Below are 14,553 nucleotides of genomic sequence, written 5' to 3'. Positions count from 1 at the left end.
GGCCGCTTCGCGACCCAGCGGGAGCAAGCTCCCTCGCCACAGGTCAATATCTTCCCTGACAGGTATGGATCAGCGCGCGGTATTGGCCCGCGCCGCGTGCAGCTTCTTGTAGCTGTCGATCAACCGCAGGTGCCGGTCCAGCCCTTCCAGCTTCATGCTCGTCGGCGTCAAACCATAGAACCGCACACTGCCATTCACCGACCCAATCGCCGCGTCCATCCGCTCGTTGCCAAACATCCGGCGGAAATTCACTTCGTAGTCCGCCAGTTCCAGGTCTTCGTCCAACTCCATCTCCAGCACCGCATTCACAGCCTGATAGAACAAGCCGCGCTCGACGGTGTTGTCGTTGTACTGCTGGAACATCTCCACCAGTTCCTTGGCTTCTTCGAACTGCTGCAGGGCCAGATAAATCAGCAGCTTCAATTCCAGGATGGTCAGTTGACCCCACGCCGTATTGTCATCGAACTCGATGCCGATCAAGGTGGTGATGTCGGTGTAGTCGTCCAGCTCGCTTTCCACCAGGCGCTCAACCAACCCCTTCAATTCCGCTTCGTCGAGGCGATGCAGGTTCAGGATGTCCTCGCGGAAAAACAGCGCCTTGTTGGTGTTGTCCCAGATCAGGTCGTCGATCGGGTAGATCTCCGAATAGTCGGGCACCAGGATGCGGCAGGCGGTCGCGCCGATGTGCTCGTACACCGCCATGTAGACTTCCTTGCCCATGCCTTCGAGGATGCCGAACAAGGTGGCGGCTTCCTCGGCATTGGAGTTTTCACCCTGGCCGGAGAAGTCCCATTCGACGAACTCGTAATCCGACTTCGAGCTGAAGAAGCGCCACGACACCACGCCGCTGGAGTCGATGAAGTGCTCGACAAAGTTGTTCGGTTCGGTCACCGCATGGCCTTCAAACGTCGGCTGCGGCAGATCGTTCAGGCCTTCAAAGCTGCGGCCTTGCAGCAGTTCGGTGAGGCTGCGTTCCAACGCCACTTCCAGGCTTGGGTGCGCGCCGAACGAGGCGAATACGCCGCCGGTGCGTGGGTTCATCAACGTCACGCACATCACCGGGAATTCACCGCCCAGGGACGCATCCTTCACCAGTACCGGAAAGCCCTGGGCTTCCAGGCCCTGGATACCGGCCAGGATACCGGGGAATTTCGCCAGCACTTCCTGTGGTACATCCGGCAGCGCGAATTCACCTTCGATGATTTCGCGTTTTACCGCGCGTTCGAAGATTTCCGACAGGCACTGCACTTGCGCTTCGGCCAGGGTGTTACCGGCACTCATGCCGTTGCTGAGGTACAGGTTCTCGATCAGGTTGGACGGGAAATACACCACCTCGCCATCGGACTGGCGCACGAACGGCAGCGAAACAATGCCGCGCTCTTCGTTGCCGGAGTTGGTGTCGTAGAGGTGTGAGCCGCGCAGCTCGCCGTCACGGTTGTAGATGTGCAGGCAATGCGCGTCGAGTATCTCCGGTGGCAGTTCGTCCTTGCGGCCCGGCTTGAACCAGCGCTCGTCCGGGTAATGCACAAACGCCGCGTTGGCGATGTCTTCACCCCAGAACTGGTCGTTGTAGAAGAAGTTGCAGTTCAGCCGCTCGATAAACTCGCCCAATGCCGACGCCAATGCGCCTTCCTTGGTCGCGCCCTTGCCGTTGGTGAAGCACATCGGCGAGTGCGCGTCGCGGATATGCAGCGACCATACGTTGGGCACGATATTGCGCCACGAAGCGATCTCGATCTTCATGCCCAGGCCCGCGAGAATGGCCGACATGTTGGCGATGGTTGTTTCCAGCGGCAGGTCCTTGCCCGCGATGTAGGTGCCCGCGTCGGACGCCGCGCTCGGCATCAGCAATGCCTGGGCATCGGCATCCAGGTTTTCCACTTCCTCGATGACAAACTCCGGCCCGGCCTGCACGACTTTTTTCACGGTGCAGCGGTCGATGGAACGCAGGATGCCCTGGCGGTCTTTATCGGAGATGTCCGCCGGCAATTCGACCTGGATCTTGAAGATCTGGTTGTAGCGGTTTTCCGGGTCGACAATGTTGTTCTGGGACAGGCGAATATTGTCGGTAGGGATGTTGCGGGTTTCGCAGTACAACTTCACAAAGTAAGCCGCACACAACGCCGACGACGCCAGGAAGTAATCGAACGGACCGGGGGCCGAGCCATCGCCCTTGTAGCGAATAGGCTGGTCGGCCACCACGGTGAAGTCGTCGAACTTGGCTTCAAGTCGAAGGTTGTCGAGAAAATTGACCTTGATTTCCATGCGGGATTACCAGAATAGCGAGCAAAATATGGCCGCCATTATCCGGGTTTCGAGGCGTAAGTCTTGTGCTTTCGGGCCTGGGCGATCGTTGGCGATGGGTATCAGCCGTGTTGAAAGTCCGCAATCTGCTGCCACATCGCGATCGGGTTGGAGTACATCGGGAAGTGCCCGCACCGGGCAATCGGCGCCAACCGCACGCCTTGCGCCTGGATATGCGCCAGGTACGACAAATGGGCATTCTGCTCGCCGTACATGAACATGCGCGGGCATTCCAGGCCGAGGAACTTGCCCATCAAGTCGGCGTTATCCGACAGTTCGACCATCGACTGGAAGATCCCCCGCACCGCCCCGGCACGCACCTTGTGCCGCAGGCTCGCCGAATACAGCGCGCTGGCGTATGCCGGTGCCTGCCGGGTGCGCTCGATAAAGGCGCTGAAAAACGCCTCGGTATCGTCCGCCGGGTAGTCGACGATCTGCCGGCTGAGAAAGCAGTCTTCCGGGGCGATATTGCCTTCGATATCGACAAAGCTCAGCACCCGGCCCGGGAACTGGTGCGCCAACATCAGCGCGGTAAGCCCGCCCATGGAGTGGCCTACCAGATGGAAGCGCTCGATGTTGAAATGCTCGAGCACCTGCAAGGCGGTTTGCAGCAGGAACGGGATGGAGATCTTCGGCAGGTCATCGCAATGGCTCTCACCGCAACCCGGGGCGTCATAAGCCAAAAATGGATGACCGTCGAAGGCAGGTTGCTGGACGATGTCGGCGTAGTCTTCCTTGGTCGAGCCAAAGCCATGCAGGAACACGATTGGCGCCAGGGTACCCGCGCGGTGGATCGCGGCGATGTTCAACGGCACATCGGCGACGACGATGGGGAGTTGTGTGTGGGTGAATGGCATGGTGAAGACTCCCTGAAAAACCGATTGGCGGCTCAAAAGCCGTTAATTTCAACGGTATTCAGGTTTCTGTAAATTCCTGATTCGGGAAGGTATTCATAGGCTGATCGTATGAGTCGTTCCATAACGCCCTACCCCGCACTCAATCCCCACAACACGTCCAACACATGTTGCGTAGGCCGCTCAACCTCCCCGGCGCGATGGGCGATCCCCAGTTGCCGCCACAGCAACGGTTGCAACGGCCGCATCGCAATCCGGGTGTCGTGCAAGGGCGTGGACGCTTCATGGGGCAACAACGTGGCCCCGTAACCGGCGGCCACCAGGCTTTTGATTGCGTCGTTGTAATTCAACTGAATACGCGCCGTCGGCTGGTAGCCGTCATTGGCAAACCACTCCGAGGTCAGGCGCGAAAGCCGGGTGGTGCCGTCATTCAGTATCAACGGTTGTGCGGCCAGCCAGGCGGGGGTCACCACTTCCGGGCATTCCCGACGCGCCGGCAAAAACGCCATGACCGGGTCGCGCCGCCAGGGCTCGATCCGCAAGCCCTTCACCGGTGCCTGGGGCAGCGCCACCAGGCCGATCTCCAGGGCGCCCTCGGCCAGCTTCTTCAATGTGTCCTGCGACGTGAGCACCGCCACCTGCACATCAATGGCGGGATGATGTTGGCTCAAGGTTTCCAGGGCTTGCGGCAGCAACTGTGCTATGGCTCCGGTTGAGGCTCCCAGACGCACCCGCCCCGCCAGCCCCTGCACCTGTCGCTCCACGTCTTCAAGCGCCTGCTCGGCATCCGCCAACAAGCGGCGGGCGCGCTCCACCAGGGTTTCGCCAATCGCTGAGGGCTGCACCCGCCCACGGGCACGCGATAGCAGCTTGCCGCCCACTCGCGCCTCCAGGTCGGCGATGTGCAGGCTGACGGTGGGTGGCGCCAGGTTAAGCATGCGGGCGGCCTCGGCGAACGAACCGAGGTCGGCAATCGCCACCAACGTACGCAGGCGGTCCAGGCTGATTTCGCGCATGGGTCAATCCTCGTTCATAAAATCTGAACTTCATCGTTTGGAAATTCAACTTTTCCTATCCTAGCGGCTGGCCGAAGATTGGAACACCTGATTTCCTATCCGAGTGCATCCCATGGCAAATCCTCTTGTATTCATCGACGGCGACCAAGGCACCACCGGGCTGCAGATCCATCAACGCCTGCGCGACCGCACCGATCTGCAACTGATCACCCTCAGCCCTGAACACCGCAAGGATCCGCAGCAGCGCGCCGAGATGATCAACGCCTGCGATATCGCGATTCTCTGCCTGCCCGACGACGCCGCACGGGACGCCGTCGCCAGCATCCACAATCCGGCCGTGCGGGTGATCGACGCGAGTTCGGCACACCGCACTCATCCCGACTGGACCTACGGTTTCGCCGAGATGAACCCGCAACAGGCGCAACGCATTGCCACGGCGCAGCGGGTGAGCAATCCCGGTTGCTATCCCACCGGCGCGATTGGTCTGTTGCGCCCGTTGCTTGAGGCCGGGCTGCTGCCCGGGGACTACCCGACGACCATTCATGCCGTCTCGGGCTATTCCGGCAAGGGCCGCGCCGGGGTGCAGGAGCATGAGGGCGCCGACGCTTCACAGGCGCCCGCGTTCCTGGTGTATGGGCTGGGACTGGCACACAAGCATGTGCCGGAGATTCAGCAGCAAAGCGGGCTGACGCAGCCGCCGCTGTTTGTGCCGGCCTACGGGGCGTTCCGCCAGGGCATCGTGCTGACCATCCCGCTGCAACTGCGGCTGTTGGCCCCGGGCGTGGACGCGGCGCGGTTACATGCCTGCCTGACGCAGCACTACCGCGACACCCGTCACGTACAGGTGCTGTCGATGCAGGCTGCGAGGGAGTTGACCTACCTCGACCCTCAAGCGCTGAACGGCACGGACGATGTGCGCCTGATCGTGTGTGAAAACCACGAGACGGGCCAGGTCCTGCTGGCGGCGATATTCGACAACCTCGGCAAGGGCGCCGCAGGTGCCGCCGTGCAGAACCTGGATTTGATGATCAAGCCGAGACCGTAGCGATAAAGGCGCGCAGGTCCGCCAGCATCAACGCCGGCTGCTCCCAGGCCGCGAAGTGACCACCGGCGGGCATCTCGCTCCAGTGCACGATGTTGAAGGTCTTTTCGGCAAATGAGCGCGGCGGCGGCACGAACACCGGATCACGAAAGGCGGCAAATCCGGTCGGCACCTGGATGCGGGTGCCGACCGGGAATTTTGACGATCCCTCAAGGCGCTTGCCGTGATACATCCACGTCGCGGTGACCATGGAAGATGGCGCGAGATACAACATGATGTTGGTCAGCAGTTGCTCCTCGGTAAAGGTGCCCCAGAGATCCGGGCTGCCATCGGCGGTAGTGGGCAGATCGGCCCATGTGCCGATTTTTTCGAGGATCCATCCCGCGGCCCCCACCGGGCTGTCGGCCAGCGCGACACCCAGGGTCTGCGGGCGGGTTTCCTGCTGGTGGTTGTAGCCGGTTTCCCAGTCGATCAGCACGTCACGCCGGGCGACGAAAGCCTCCTCCTCCGGCGTGGTCGCAACGGTGCCCTGGGCCAGCAGGTCGGCCATGTTCAGGTGAATCCCCAGTAACGCCTCGGGCCGATCGTGGGCCATCCAACCGGCGATGCCCGACCCCCAGTCACCGCCCTGAACGATGAAGCGGGTTGGCCCGAACAGCCGGGCCATCAGCCCATGCATGAGTTCGCCCGCCCGACGTGGGCCAATCACTCCGGTGATCGGCCTGGAGAATGCAAACCCCGGAAGCGACGGCACGATCACATCGTGTCCGTCAGCCGCCAGCGGTTCCAGCAGCGCCTCGAATTCCAGGTACGAACCTGGCCAGCCATGGAGCAGCAGGATCGGCGGCCTGGAACCGTCGCCCCGCACATGGACGAAGTGCAGGTGCTCGCCCTCAATCTCGGTGATGAAGTTGGGCAGTTGGTTGAGGTGTTTTTCGACCCGGCGCCAATCATAGGATTCCAGCCAGTAAGCGACCAGGCGCTGAAGGTCGCGCACGCCAACGCCCGACTTCCACCCTCCCAAATCGGGAAGCCGGGTCCAATCGTAGGCGGCGACTTTGTCGCGGATGGCCACAAGACGTTCGTCGGGGACATTGATGGTGTAGGGCAAGATCATGGGATTCTCCTGGTGAGTTTCCGTATTACATTGCTTTACGCAATACTGAACCCGACAAAAACCGATGTGAACCCCATTACGCCGCTAAAGGCCTTTGCGAAAAACGCACAAGTGAGTTTCCCGTGGACATAACGGACGAACTGGAAATCTTTACCCTCGTGGCCGAAACCGCGAGTTTCTCGGCGGCCGCGCGTCGCTTGAACCTTGCGCCCTCCTCCATCGCGCGGGTGCTGGACCGCATGGAGGCCCGGCTGGGCGTACGCCTGTTGCTGCGAACCACGCGCTCACTGACCGTGACCCCGGAGGGTGCCGCCTACCTGTCGTGCGCCCGGCGGATCCTCACGGACCTGCGGGAAACCGAACAGCAGATTACCGACCAGAGTTCACCCCGCGGGCGCCTGCGGGTCAGCAGTTCGCTGCTGTATGGCAGGACCTTCGTGATCCCGTTGTTGGGCGAGTTCATTCAGCGTTACCCGGACATCCTGGTGGACATCAACCTGACCGACACCGTGGTCGACATCGCCGCCGGGCAAGCCGACGTCGCAGTGCGATTGGGCCCGCTGCCCGACAGCAGCCTGACGTCCCGCCGGCTGGGCGCCACCCACAAGGTCATCATTGCTGCGCCGAGCTATCTGGCACGACGCGGCACGCCGCAGGTGCCGGAAGACCTGCTGGATCACGACTGCATTGGCTTCAACTTCAAGCGTGCGGCGCCCACCTGGCCGTTTCGCAAGGATGGCCACGACTATTCACTGACGATCAAGGGCCATGTCGAAACCAATAACGGTGACACCCAGGGCCAATTGGCGGCCGAGGGCATCGGCATCGCGCGGGTCTGCGCCGAGACCGTGGCGGACGCCATTCAGGCGGGTCGGCTGGTGCCGCTGCTGGAGGCATTCAATCCAGGCGATGGCGAAGAGATCCATGCCGTGTTCCTCGGCGGTACCCACACGCCGGCGCGGGTCCGGTGTTTTGTCGACTACCTGGTTGAGCGGTTCCAGTAGGCGCGAAATTGCATGATTACTCGGCAACGAGTTCGACGTAGCTCGACTCCCCGCCTCCCGTCGCGCCCGACAACCAGCCCCAGACGAAGGCCAGGGTGGTACGCCCGGCGTCATCCACGCCTAGCGTGCCCCGGGACCAGCCGGCAAGAATCTCGCCCTCGGTGGTCAGGCACTGGTACAGCAACTCGATGGTATCGGGGCCTGTGGCGCGCCCGACTTGATTGCCCATGCGAATCCGGCCGCCCTGGTAGGTGCCCCATATGGCGTTTTCATCGACGTGGTAATGAAACACGGTGCCTGTACCGGACACACCATGGGTGTTGCCCGCGACGATAAACCGGCGGTTGTCCAGGCGTTCGCTGATTTGGCAAAAGGCATTTGGCATTGACAGGCGCTTCCTTGGTCGAGAGGGTCCATTCCGGGGCGCCCAACCTACCTCATATGGCTTTTGTCGGTCATGTAAAACCTGCACAATTGTGGGCTTTCCCGCGACAGGACGTCCCTTCATGCAACGCATCGTGATTCTCGGTAATGCGGGCAGCGGAAAATCCACCCTCGCCCGCGCCCTCGGACAACGCCTGGGCCTGCCCGTGGTGCACCTGGACACCCTGTTCTGGTCGCCCGGCTGGGTCGAGCCCGACGCCGAGCAGTTCCGTACCCGCGTGCGCGACGCCGTTGCCGCCGATGGCTGGGTGTGTGAAGGCAACTATGCGCGGCGCACGTTCGACCTGCGCCTGCCCCGTGCCGATTTGATCATCTGGCTCGACACGCCACGGCTCACCTGCTTTACCCGGGTGATCCTGCGCAGTGCGCTGAACCGCCCGCGCCCGGATATTCCCGCCGGCTGTACCGAGAAACTCGACCGGGAGTTCCTGACATTCCTGAAGTACGTGTGGACGTTTGATCGCGGCCACCGGCCAGGTATCGAGGCGGTGCGGTTGGCGGCAGGCCCGTCGGTGCCCGTGGTGCACTTGCGCGGTGGCCAGCAGATCGCCGAGTTTCTCGAGCGCTTGCCCGCAGCATCTGAAGGCTGCCTTGAATAGAGGGAGCAGGAGCGTTGGCCGCGATAGTGGGTCGTCTTGCCAGTGAAGAAATCATTGATGGCAAGACTTCCACCGCCCTCGGGCCATGCCGTCCTGACAGGTTTTTTCAACTGTAGGATCTTGTTGGCAGCCGCTCCCTCGTGCGACCTGAAGAAGCCCCTATCTGGATCTCAAGTACCGATAGAGCGTCTGCCGACTGATTTCAAAATCACGCGCCAATTTGGATCTACTTTCTCCTGCAGTGGCCCGGTCAATCAAGTTTACAACCTGATTGTCAGACAGCTTTTTCTTGCGACCTCTATAAGTCCCACGATTCTTTGCACTGGCAATTCCCGCCGCCTGTCTTTCCCTCATCGCAGCGCGCTCGAACTCTGCAATCAGCTCCATTACCGCAATGATCGACTCCACGACTTCAAGACAGTCATGCCGGAAAACCAGGTTTTCGTTCAAACACTCCAACGTGACCTGCTTTTCAATCAACCGGCGAATGATGGCGCACAGCTGCTCCGTGCTTGAAGTCAGCGCTGCCATGCTGTCCACCACCACGGTATCCCCGCACTGCAGGTAGCGGAGTAGCCTTTCCAGGCCTGCAGGATTCGCGGCATTGTCTGCCGGCTCATCGCAAAACACGGCATCAAATACATCGTCGCTTGTTATTTTCTCTACGCCACCCTCGGGCTCTTTTAGAGCGCGCCGGACATATTTGATGCGATGCAATCTCATGGTGCCTCCTTGGCAATACTTGTACAGCGTCATTTTATACTTGTACAAACTGTAACTAAATCATCAATTCCTTACACCGCACTTGTAACACTGAACCCACCCAAAATACACAGTTGCAAAGAGTTGAACTTCCCTTATCATTTTGAAGCATGGAATTCTAACAAGCTTTTCGCAAAAAAGTCGATTTCGTATTCCTTGAATGCCCCGTGCAATTCAAGCAACCCATATGAGTATCTACTGTTTTACAGCTCCAACAATTGACATGACCGGCTTGACGCGGCTGTTAATTTCTCGATGCAATCAGAGGATGAATGGATGAATGTCTTGGAAGGCGCCATCGAAATTGATCGCCCAACTACCGATCAGGAAAAGATTGATAAGGTAACCCGCAGTATTACCGATCATGGGAACTACCTGCGAAAGCGTTATCCGATCCTGCAGCACCAGGATGCTCTGGGCGCGAGTGTCATGGCGTTTTCCCTGATAGGGATGGTCATTACGGGAGGGCTCTATCTAAAGGGTTTTATCCCCGCATGGATGTGTATTCTGGTCAATGCGTTGCTGACTTCGTTCATTCATGAAATCGAACATGACCTGATTCATCGCCTTTATTTTAGAAAACAGCCGCTGGCCCATAATGCCATGATGCTCTTCTGCTGGCTGGCACGCCCGGGCATGCCCAGCCCGTGGCTAAGACGCAGTCTGCACTTTCATCACCATAAGCAGTCCGGAACTGATTCTGATGTTGAAGCCTGGATCACCACGAGCGGCAGTCCTTGGGGAATACTGCGATTACTCAAACTGGTGGACGGATTTGTATTTGGTTTTCTAAATGCGGTGTTTGCCCCTGGATGGCGGCAAAAGGTAAAATTGTTAGGCAAGATCATTCGGCTCAATACACCATTCGGGCTTCTGTATTGGGGGTGCTGGTATGTGTTCCTCGGCTACCACCTGTATGTCTGGCTTGGGTCAATTACCGGGATGGAGGTTCACAGTTCAGCTACGACGCTGGAATTAATGGATATCGTCAATAGCGCAGTGGTTATTCTTATAGCGCCCAATATGATACGGCAGTTCTGCCTGTTCTTTATAAGTTCAAATATGCACTATTACGGCGATGTTGCCCCGCGTAACGCATTACAACAAACCCAGGTGATGAACCCTTGGTGGCTGTGGCCGTTCCAGTTGTTCTGTTTTAACTTTGGCAGCACTCACAGCATCCATCACTTCGTGGTGAGAGACCCGTTTTATCTGCGTCAGATGACGGCACCTTATGCTCATAAAGTCATGGCCCAGGCCGGTGTCAGGTTCAATGACTTCGGCACCTACAAACGAGCCAATCGCTTTTCCATGGAGCACTCCCAAACTCGGTCTCGTGGGTGAATTCCTCCACAACCATTATCGGTGTTCGGCAAGTATCAAGGGCCGCACTTCAAATACGAGGACGTTGAGGTATGAAAGCGCAAGGGATATGTGCGAAGCAGTTTGAAGCGGTCAAGCAGGCCTTCGAGGACATGTTCGATGATCCGCAGGAACGTGGGGCCGGCCTGTGCGTGCAGGTAGGCGCAGAGATCGTTGTCGACCTGTGGGCCGGCATGGCAGACCAGGCGGGGACGAAACCCTGGACCCGCGATACGCTGGCCAATACCTTCTGCGTAATAAAACCCTATGTCGCGGTGGCCGTCCTGATGTTGGTTGAGGCGGGCAAGCTGGAGCTGGATGCACCCGTGGCCCGTTACTGGCCCGAGTTCGCCCGGAGCGGGAAAGCAAAGGTCACCCTGCGCCAGGTGATGAACCATACCGCAGGCCTGCCGGCGCTGCGGGGGCCCGACCACAACCCCATGATGTATGACTGGGAGCATATGCTGCGACTGCTGGAGGCCGAGCCGCTGTGGTGGGAACCGGGAACAGACCTGGGCTACGGCACCACCACGTTTGGCTGGATCCTCGGAGAGTTGATTCGCCGGGTGGACGGACGAGATCCCTGTGTGTTTATCCACGAAGAGATTCTCGATCCCCATGAGTTGGACGTGCACCTCGGCGTGAACGAAGAACACTTTCACCGTATCGCGCGTTTCGACAGTGCCACGGGACGAGTCGGTGACCCTTACTCGCAGGCGTTGCGAACCGTGGTGAAAAACGAGCCGTCGCATATCGCGACGCTCGCCTTCACCAACCCCGGAATGGTGCCCAGACGAACCAGTGACCCTCGCTGGTGGGCCTACCGGCAACCCGCCGTGTGTGGACACGGTTCGGCTCACGGCCTGGCCGGTTTCTACAGTGCATTGATGGCAGGAAACTTTATCGGTCCCGAGCTGCTTACTGAATTCAGCCGTGAGCACAGTCATGGCATGGATCGAGTATGGATGCGCCCCATGCGTTATGGATTGGGTTGCATGCTCGAGCAGCAACGCGACCCGACGGCTTCCCATGCAATGGGCCCGAACACCTTTGGCCATATCGGGCTTGGTGGCCCGATCAGTTTCGCTGATCCCGAAAAACAAGTGAGCTTCGGTTTTGTCACCACGACTTCGGGCAGCCATTCGATGATTGATCCACGCCCCCGCCGACTTTCATCCCTTGTCTATGCGGCGCTTTGAAGGCAAGGGGCGGATCTGTTCATCTGAGGCTTTCAAGGGGGCGCACTACTGCCGAATGCAACGCAGCAAGTTTGTGGCAAGACACAAGTGGCTGATGGCAAACCGAAACCTTCCCCTCCCGGCCAACAATGAGTCATTGGCTTATGAACGAAGGCTGGTACAACGCCGACATGATTTATTTATAAATAAATTCATACGCCTCGATATAAGAACCTATCTCGTTTGAATGAGCAGTCACCCACACTGCATTCATGCCTGTCTTTCTTTGATCGTTGAATTCCGACTGAGTGGTACAAAGCGCAACCCAGCGCTCAGTCTTTAAATCCTTAATCCGCAGACCCGCCTCACAACGACTGAACTTTCCAACGTAGGGCCCCGGAGTCACCAGCTCGTAAGGTGACGCATACTGAACAATGTCGCCGGGCAACAGGTACGTAACGACGTCATAACTGTGCAAGGACAAAATCAGACCCACGCAAAAACCACCAAAAAAAGATTCTCCAACACGGTTCGGGTTTCTTACAGCCGGACGATAGTAGGTGGCCCTTGCAGCAAAAAAGAGTCCAACCAGACAACCAATGACTATATAGGTCGTCCACTCGGGAATCGATGGCATTAAAACCGTTCGCATTACAATGCGACCGGCCCAGAGCGTATAAGCAATCCATGCTCCAAATAACAGACACACCACCAACAACAAGGTTCTTTTCTTTGATTTGTTTTCAAATGAAGGATATTCCATTCCCTGCCTACTCTATTTTTAATTCCCGGGAAAAGCGCTTCGTGCTTCACGCCAACTTCCTTTACCCGATTGGCATGCCGGGCATATTAACGAATGAGCGTCATGGTGACCGATCTATTTACCCACGACTCACAGACATGGCCAGAGCGCCATCGGTTCTACCCATTAGCGCAAATTGTTCAACCGCCTCACATCCCTTATCCTCGTGGCCTTACCTGCCAGCGCCCGCCGGAGCCCCCCATGGACCTCGCCACCCTCACCCTCTTCCTCCCGGCCTGCTTCGCCCTGAACATGGCGCCAGGCCCGAACAACCTGCTGTCCGTGAGCAACTCCACCCGCTACGGCTACCGCACTTCGTGCCTGGCAGGCGTCGGGCGACTGCTGGCCTTTGCCGGGATGATCGCCCTCGCGTCCGCCGGGCTGGCGGTGGTGCTGCAAACCTCGGAGTTGTTGTTCTATGGGATCAAGATTCTGGGGGCGGCGTATCTATTCTATCTGGCGTATCAACTGTGGCGGTCCAATCCGCACGCGGAGGCTGAGTCGACGGCGCCCAAGGCGGGCTTGTGGGCCTTGGCGCGACAGGAGTTCCTGGTGGCCGCCGGCAATCCCAAGGCAATCCTGATTTTTACCGCCTTCCTGCCGCAATTCGTCGACCCGGCACATCCGATCACGCCGCAATTTGCCCTGCTGGGAGCGATGTTCCTGGCGCTGGAATGGTTCGCCATCAGCGCCTACGCCTATATGGGTTTGCATATGCGCCGCTGGTTCGCGCAGCCTCGGGGCAAGCGGATTTTCAACCGCTGCTGTGCGGGGTTGTTGTCGGCCGCCGCGACGGTATTGCTGATGGCGCGCAGGGCCTGAGCACTGCGAAAAACCGGCGAAAACGCTTACAATCGCCGTCTCACCGCAACTCAGGCAGGCCAGTTCGCCCATGGCGCTCGACCCCATCACCATACTGGTCCTCACCATCGCCCTGGCAGGCGCCGCCGCGCTGTACCTGGCGGTCGAGTGGCGCAACGTTCGCGAACCGTCGCTGCTGTACTGGACCGCCGGTTTCGCCATCATCAGCGTGGGCAGCACCCTGGCGCTGTTGCGGGCCAGCGGCCTGCTGTTGATCGGTATCTGGTTCGCCAACGGATTGCTGATCACCGCCCACTGGCTGTTCCTGCTGGGCGTTGCGCGTTTCACCCAGGTGCGCCTGTCTCGCGCCTGGTACCTGATGTTCGTGGCCTGGTTTGCCATGCTGCTGTTGCCGGAAGGACAGTCGTGGTCCAGGGCCATGCTGCTGGCCAACTCGCTGCTGGTTGCCCTGCCGACCCTGCGGGCCAGTTTCCTGTTGCGCCCCCATGGCCGATCACTCAGCGTGGGCGCGGTGCAACTGCGCTATGTGCTGCTGGCCCACGGGCTGTTCTATCTGGCCAAGTCGCTGGTGGCGATCGTGCCGGGGACACTGATCGACCTGACGGCGTTTCGTGGCGAGATCATTCAGGTGTCGCTGGTGGAAGGCGCCATGGCGATCATGCTGATTGCATTGTCGATGACCGGCACCGAGCGCTACCGCCGTGAGGAACAGATTGCACGGTTGGCCGCCCGCGACCCGTTGACCGCGCTGTACAACCGCCGCGCCCTTGAAATGCGCGCGCCGAGCCTGCTGAGCGAGGTCTCGCAGGCCCGGCCGGGTGCCCTGCTGTTGATCGACATCGACAATTTCAAGCTGATCAACGACCTGTACGGCCATACCGCGGGCGACCGGCTGCTGGTGGCCCTGAGCGAGATGATTCGCGCGCAGTTGCCCGATGATTCGCTGGCGGCGCGGTTGGGTGGCGACGAGTTCGTGATCCTGCTTAACGACACCTCGAACGCGCGCATTGTCGCGCTGGGCAGCGCCCTGCGCGAACAGTTTCATCAGGCTGCCTCGCAGGCGTTCGCTACGCCCGAAGCGGTGACATTGAGCATCGGCGCCAGCCTGTTCGACACGCCACCCGCCAGCCTCGCGGCCTTGATCGAACAAGGCGACGCGGCGCTGTATGAATCCAAGCGTGGTGGACGCAACCGTATTCGTCTGGTGGACCGGACGGCGGTGGGCGCCGATTGACTCAATCGGTGCA

14 protein-coding genes are annotated in these 14,553 nt (G+C 59.5%); 7 read left to right on the top strand and 7 right to left on the bottom strand.

Annotated elements, in window-relative coordinates; translation table 11 throughout:
• Positions 1-69: 69 nt before the first annotated feature.
• From HX817_RS29685 to HX817_RS29675, 3 genes are all read right to left on the bottom strand, one after another.
• The gene (locus HX817_RS29685; RefSeq protein ID WP_003215159.1) at positions 70-2,265 is read right to left on the bottom strand and encodes an OsmC domain/YcaO domain-containing protein; all 2,196 of its coding nucleotides are present in this window, start codon (positions 2,263-2,265) and stop codon (positions 70-72) included.
• Between the two features lie 101 nt (positions 2,266-2,366).
• Positions 2,367-3,161: an alpha/beta fold hydrolase gene (locus HX817_RS29680; protein ID WP_177042187.1), complete on the bottom strand. Its 795-nt coding sequence runs from the start codon at positions 3,159-3,161 to the stop codon at positions 2,367-2,369.
• Between the two features lie 128 nt (positions 3,162-3,289).
• Positions 3,290-4,174 (bottom strand): LysR family transcriptional regulator, encoded by an 885-nt coding sequence (locus HX817_RS29675; protein WP_177042185.1) that lies wholly within the window; start codon positions 4,172-4,174, stop codon positions 3,290-3,292.
• A 112-nt stretch (positions 4,175-4,286) separates the two neighbouring features.
• Between HX817_RS29675 and argC the strand changes: the two genes are divergently transcribed.
• Positions 4,287-5,219: an N-acetyl-gamma-glutamyl-phosphate reductase gene (gene argC / locus HX817_RS29670; RefSeq protein ID WP_177042183.1), complete on the top strand. Its 933-nt coding sequence runs from the start codon at positions 4,287-4,289 to the stop codon at positions 5,217-5,219.
• On the opposite strand, the gene HX817_RS29665 is transcribed toward argC, so the two are convergent.
• A complete protein-coding gene (locus tag HX817_RS29665; protein WP_003215148.1) occupies positions 5,203-6,333 on the bottom strand; it encodes an epoxide hydrolase family protein in 1,131 nt (376 codons plus the stop codon). The two genes, argC and HX817_RS29665, sit on opposite strands and share 17 nt — an antisense overlap.
• A gap of 122 nt (positions 6,334-6,455) precedes the next feature.
• Here HX817_RS29665 and HX817_RS29660 point away from each other — a divergent pair, with 122 nt between their 5' ends.
• Entirely contained in the window at positions 6,456-7,337 is an 882-nt protein-coding gene (locus tag HX817_RS29660; protein WP_003215146.1) for a LysR family transcriptional regulator, read from the top strand.
• 16 nt (positions 7,338-7,353) lie between these two features.
• Here HX817_RS29660 and HX817_RS29655 read toward each other — a convergent pair whose 3' ends face one another.
• Positions 7,354-7,722, bottom strand: coding sequence for a hypothetical protein (locus HX817_RS29655; RefSeq protein ID WP_008436319.1), 369 nt, complete (start codon positions 7,720-7,722; stop codon positions 7,354-7,356).
• A gap of 121 nt (positions 7,723-7,843) precedes the next feature.
• On the opposite strand from HX817_RS29655, the gene HX817_RS29650 reads away from it, so the two are divergent.
• Positions 7,844-8,380 (top strand): ATPase AAA, encoded by a 537-nt coding sequence (locus tag HX817_RS29650; RefSeq protein ID WP_008436317.1) that lies wholly within the window; start codon positions 7,844-7,846, stop codon positions 8,378-8,380.
• A gap of 159 nt (positions 8,381-8,539) precedes the next feature.
• Here the strand turns inward: HX817_RS29650 and HX817_RS29645 are convergent, their stop codons facing one another.
• Positions 8,540-9,103 carry a recombinase family protein gene (locus HX817_RS29645; protein WP_008436314.1) on the bottom strand — a complete coding sequence of 188 codons (564 nt, stop codon included), beginning with the start codon at positions 9,101-9,103 and terminating at the stop codon, positions 8,540-8,542.
• A gap of 315 nt (positions 9,104-9,418) precedes the next feature.
• On the opposite strand from HX817_RS29645, the gene HX817_RS29640 reads away from it, so the two are divergent.
• The gene (locus tag HX817_RS29640) at positions 9,419-10,486 is read left to right on the top strand and encodes a fatty acid desaturase (RefSeq protein ID WP_177029142.1); all 1,068 of its coding nucleotides are present in this window, start codon (positions 9,419-9,421) and stop codon (positions 10,484-10,486) included.
• A 71-nt stretch (positions 10,487-10,557) separates the two neighbouring features.
• A complete protein-coding gene (locus tag HX817_RS29635; RefSeq protein WP_008436310.1) occupies positions 10,558-11,703 on the top strand; it encodes an EstA family serine hydrolase in 1,146 nt (381 codons plus the stop codon).
• A gap of 175 nt (positions 11,704-11,878) precedes the next feature.
• On the opposite strand, the gene HX817_RS29630 is transcribed toward HX817_RS29635, so the two are convergent.
• Complete coding sequence (locus HX817_RS29630) at positions 11,879-12,445, bottom strand: hypothetical protein (RefSeq protein WP_102369206.1); 567 nt, start codon at positions 12,443-12,445, stop codon at positions 11,879-11,881.
• 240 nt (positions 12,446-12,685) lie between these two features.
• Between HX817_RS29630 and HX817_RS29625 the strand changes: the two genes are divergently transcribed.
• Both HX817_RS29625 and HX817_RS29620 read left to right on the top strand, forming a co-directional pair.
• Positions 12,686-13,306, top strand: coding sequence for a LysE family translocator (locus HX817_RS29625; protein ID WP_008436300.1), 621 nt, complete (start codon positions 12,686-12,688; stop codon positions 13,304-13,306).
• 70 nt (positions 13,307-13,376) lie between these two features.
• On the top strand, positions 13,377-14,540 hold the full coding sequence (locus tag HX817_RS29620; RefSeq protein WP_008436297.1) for a GGDEF domain-containing protein: 1,164 nt from the start codon (positions 13,377-13,379) through the stop codon (positions 14,538-14,540).
• Positions 14,541-14,553: the final 13 nt, after the last annotated feature.

The organism is Pseudomonas sp. C6002 (assembly GCF_013385805.1).
Taxonomy (GTDB): domain Bacteria; phylum Pseudomonadota; class Gammaproteobacteria; order Pseudomonadales; family Pseudomonadaceae; genus Aquipseudomonas.
The sequence above is the reverse complement of the archived record's forward strand: the minus strand, read 5'-3'. Positions and strand labels throughout refer to the sequence as shown.